Source organism: Mucilaginibacter sp. P4_G9 (assembly GCF_056400985.1).
In genome coordinates this window covers 1-4,775 of record NZ_JBFUKF010000377.1, presented here as the reverse complement: position 1 = coordinate 4,775, position 4,775 = coordinate 1, and the positions used below count along the sequence as shown (strand labels likewise).

General features: G+C 39.3%; 2 protein-coding genes. One reads left to right on the top strand and one right to left on the bottom strand.

Annotated features, from left to right (window positions below; genetic code table 11):
* Positions 1-29 precede the first annotated feature (29 nt).
* Positions 30-3,773, top strand: a complete 3,744-nt coding sequence (locus AC1DPZ_RS22040; protein ID WP_477407485.1) for a hybrid sensor histidine kinase/response regulator — start codon at positions 30-32, stop codon at positions 3,771-3,773.
* A gap of 42 nt (positions 3,774-3,815) precedes the next feature.
* Here the strand turns inward: AC1DPZ_RS22040 and AC1DPZ_RS22035 are convergent, their stop codons facing one another.
* Complete coding sequence (locus AC1DPZ_RS22035) at positions 3,816-4,262, bottom strand: DUF1569 domain-containing protein (protein WP_477407483.1); 447 nt, start codon at positions 4,260-4,262, stop codon at positions 3,816-3,818.
* Between the last annotated feature and the right edge of the window lie 513 nt (positions 4,263-4,775).

Sequence of the window (4,775 nt, the reverse complement as noted above, 5' to 3'; positions counted from 1 at the left end):
TAGGTACAGATAATGGTTTAAACCTGTTAATGAACGGAGAAACCCGCTTTAAGCATTTTACTCATGACCCATATAACAAAAACAGTTTAAGTGGTACTTCGGTGAATACAATTTTTGAAGATAGTTATCACCAGGTGTGGGTAGGGACAGAAAACGGGCTTAATTTGCTGAACAAAAATAAAAATGGTTTTAAACGTTTTGTCCACAATGACAACAATAACCAGAGTATTAGCGACAATTTTCTCAACGCCATAGAAGAAGATGAGCATCATAACCTTTGGATAGGCACCAATAAAGGCTTAAACTTATTGAACAGGAGCAACGGAACATTTCGGCGTTTTGCAAATGAAATCGATCGTTTCAGCGCAACCGGCTATAATCCTATTTACTGTTTATCGGGCGATAAGGCCGGGAACCTTTGGGTTGGTACTAATACCACGTTACAGTTGTTTGATGTCAATAAAAAAAGTTTCGTGCCAATAAACAACGGCACAGCCGGGAATGAAGATATGCCTAATGATGGTATTTATTCGATTTTAGCCGATCGGCAGCATATGGTTTGGATAGGCACCTCCAGCGAAGGGATCTTGAAGTACAGCAAATACCTAAACGTTTTCCCCTCTTATAAATCGGCGCCAAACAATTCCCCATCTGCAAAAAATATTATCAGGGGCCTGGCCGAAGATGATAAATGCGGTCTTTACCTGGCTACCGATGCCGGTTTGGATTATTTTGACGTTGTTAAAAATACTTCCATCAATTACAGCCATAACGATGCTGTACAAAACAGCATATTAAGTAATTATATATCGTGCATATTGATAAACCGGGCTAAGGACGCCTTGTGGATAGGCACTTATAATAATGGCGCCGACAGGCTGGATCTGAAGTCGAAACGGTTTACACATTTCATAAAAGGAAACGAAGCCAAGGATATCAACAATAATTCGGTTTATGCATTGCTTGAAGATAAAAAAGGGAATATTTGGATGGGAACATATCAGGGCGGGGCCAATTGTTACGATCCTAAAACTAATACGATAAAAAAATATCTGAATAACCCCCTGGACCCTAATTCTATTGCCGACAATTATGTAAATGCGTTTTATGAAGATCACGATGGCAATATCTGGATGGGGGGCTACTCAAAAGGCATTAGTATTTTCAATTCATCCACAGGTAAATTCAAGAGAATAAATAGCGAAAACAGCGGTCTCACCAGTAATGTGATCAGTTATTTTTACGAAGACAACAAGGACCATATGTGGATAGGGACCCTGGAGGGGGGGCTGAATTGCTATAACTTTAAAACAAAAAAGATAACTGCATATACAGAGGATAATGGCTTAATTAATAACACCATAAATTTTATAGCGGCCGATGCTGCGGGTATTTTATGGCTCACCACATTAAAAGGTATAACCCGTTTTGATCCGGGCAATAAAAACTTCAGAAACTTTGGTGAAAATAATGGCATTAAAAGTCTTGAATTTGGTCTCGCAAGCGGGATAAAAATGGCAGATGGCAGGATTGCTGTTGGAAGCGTTAATGGGTTTAACATCATTGATCCGGCCAGGTTAAGTTTTAATAATAACCCGCCAACCGTTCGGTTAACCGGGTTTGATTTATTTAACAAACCTGTAAGTATACAAGCGCCAAGCTCGCCGTTAAAACAAAGTGTTTTATCGGCAAAGCAAATAGTATTGCAGTATTGGCAATCTGTATTTACTTTTGAGTTTGCAGCATTGGATTATGTTGCGCCCCATGAAAACAAGTATGCCTATAAACTGGAAGGTTTTGATCCCGAATGGAGGTATATTGAAAATAAACATACCGTAACTTACACCAACCTTGATGCCGGTACATATACTTTTTGGGTAAAAGCTGCCAACAACGATGGCGTTTGGAATAATAAGGCAACATCAATTAAAGTTATTATAATTCCTCCATTTTGGGAGACGTGGTGGTTCCGTACATTGGTCGCCATTTTTGTTTTAGGCGGTTCGTATACAGTTTACCGGTTAAGGGTAAGTTTTTTTAAAAGACAAAAGCACGAGCTTGAGAAACAAGTTTATGAGCGTACCGGCCAGATAAGCAGGCAGGCCAACGATCTGCAAACCCTTAACGAAGAATTACAGGTACAGGCAGAAGAATACCAGGCCCAGTCAGAAGAGTTAGCAGAGCAGAAGGAAAAGGAGCACCAGGCCCGTGAAGAAGCCGAAAAAGCAAATTTAGCCAAAAGCACTTTCCTGGCTACCATGAGCCATGAAATACGCACACCAATGAATGGCGTATTGGGTATGGCATCTTTATTATCCGATACTGAATTGGACACGGAACAAAGAGAATATACGGATGCCATACTCACCAGCGGCGAATCATTATTAACGGTTATTAATGATATTCTTGATTTCTCCAAGATCGAATCGGGCAACCTTGAGCTCGACCCGGCAGATGTAGATCTTAGAAAATGTATAGAAGATGTTTTTGATCTTTTCGCTTCAAAATCTGCAAAAGCCGGAATCGACCTTGTTTACCATATCGAGGATAATGTTCCTGCTCATATCTTTGCCGATGGATCGCGGTTGCGCCAGATTCTTGTTAACCTGGTGGGCAATGCTACCAAATTTACCCACAAAGGCGAAGTGTTTGTATATGTAACATCCGCTGCATTAGCAACCGGCGAGCTGCAATTAATCTTCCGGGTAAGAGATACCGGTATAGGTATTGCCGAAGACCAGATTGATAATTTATTTAAAGCATTTAACCAGGTTGACTCATCCATAACCCGCAAATATGGTGGCAGCGGGCTTGGCCTGGTTATCAGCGAGCGCCTGATTAAATTAATGGGGGGTACTATCGGGGTACAAAGTAAACGGGGAATAGGCAGCACCTTTACCTTTAACATTAAATGCAAAAAAGGAACGGTATTAGAACGGGTAAACCAATTACCGGCTAATGGAATAGGTGATGGAAAAAAAGTATTGGTTATTGATGATAACCCAACCAACTTAAGGATCCTCAAAATTCAACTCGAAAAATGGAAAATTAATACAATTGCCGTAACCTCAGGAGAAGCAGCCTTAAAAATATTATCAACCGAAAACAATATAGACCTCATTATTACAGATATGCAAATGCCGGATATGGACGGCGTAACCCTGGGTAAAAAGATAAGGGCCCTGCCAAATTCAAGCCCGATTATATTACTAAGCTCGGTTGGTAATGAAAGTAAAAAAAAGCACGCTCATTTGTTTAGTTCGGTGCTTACCAAGCCTGTTAAGCAGCAATACTTTTATAATATAATTGAGGCCGAATTAAAAAAAGAAATTTTACCGGGCGTTGAAAAGAAAAAAACATTGTTATCCGAAACCTTTGCCTTAACATATCCTTTTGAAATGTTAATTGCCGAAGATAATTTAATGAACCAGAAGCTTATTATTAGGGTTTTAAACAAATTGGGATACCAGCCCGACCTTGCAAATGATGGCAAGGAGGTTATGGATATGATGAGCAGCAAAAAGTACGAGCTGATTTTAATGGATATCCAAATGCCAAATATTGACGGATTGGAAGCAACGCGGTTGATCAGGAAGATTTACGGGGCCAAACCAATGATCCTGGCCATGACGGCCAATGCACTTACCGAAGATAAAGACTATTGTTTTAAGGCAGGCATGAATGGCTACCTGTCTAAACCATTAGACCTTGAACGGTTATTGTTATCGCTGGCCGAGATGTACAATAAAAACAAAAACATTAAAGAAGAATAATAAGTATAAACCGGCCATAAGTTTTTTAAAAAACGCCATAACCTAACCGCCAAATTGTCTTAAATGATGATCGGTATGCTTATAAACTAAATACCCAACCTGCTCTTTAGTGAGTTTACCAAAAAAAGAGTGAATAACTTCATTGTTTGAAAGATGAGCGTATTCTTCCAGCAGGGCCATCCATTTCTTCCTTTCAGCTGTTACATTGCCACTGGGCTCTTTTACCTTAAGTTGTACAAGGGTAGGTAGATTTCGCTTTATCGGCGTTTCATCTTTTACAAAATCCGGCAAAGCCATTCTACCAAACAAACGGCCCAAAAACGCCCGTTCATATTTTTGTTTACCTAACATCATTTCTTCATACAGGGTACAATGTTTCAGCATCTGGTAAACATTCATTTTACCCCATTGGGCTGTGCTGGTTTCATTAAGCGTGCTGATCCTGTTAATCAATTCATTCCTGGTTGTTTGGTCAAATATGGTTTTCATCTGGCTCAAATAATTTAAAAATTCAGGTCAATTAATTTTGCTTCCGGCTATCAATCAAAATTACGTGTTAAACAGTAATAAAGATAGGTTAAGCTATGACAAATACAGGGGTTAAATGCGACAAAGGATCGAATAAAAAACCGCCAGGCAACTCTTTATTGCAAGCCTTTGTGTTGTGGGATAATGCAATGGCTGAATGTCACTATCCCCCTAACCCTATCTACCGTGAGGACACATCTTTTTAATAAAAGAAAATTGTCATTTCCTTTGGTCTTAGAATAGCAAATTAATAAGAATTGTTATTGTTGATAATGGGGGGTGCAGGGGGGTGTTAAAAACTAAAAAGTTTGTGGATAAGTTATAAAAAAGGCAGGGTGAACTTTTGTCATTTCTGGTTTAGTAGAACCATTCGTCGTATTAGTTCCCTGCCTTTTTAAATTGCCCAAGGCCCAACTAGAATTATTCCCTTGATTTATCAAAGGTGATTGGCAAAAGGCAATTATTTTAACTTAT

Bases quoted from the DNA above. Each gene is read 5' to 3' on its own strand.
- AC1DPZ_RS22040 (WP_477407485.1), top strand. From the start codon at position 30: ATGAACGGAGAAACCCGCTTTAAGCATTTTACTCATGACCCATATAAC.
- AC1DPZ_RS22035 (WP_477407483.1), bottom strand. From the start codon at position 4,262: ATGAAAACCATATTTGACCAAACAACCAGGAATGAATTGATTAACAGG.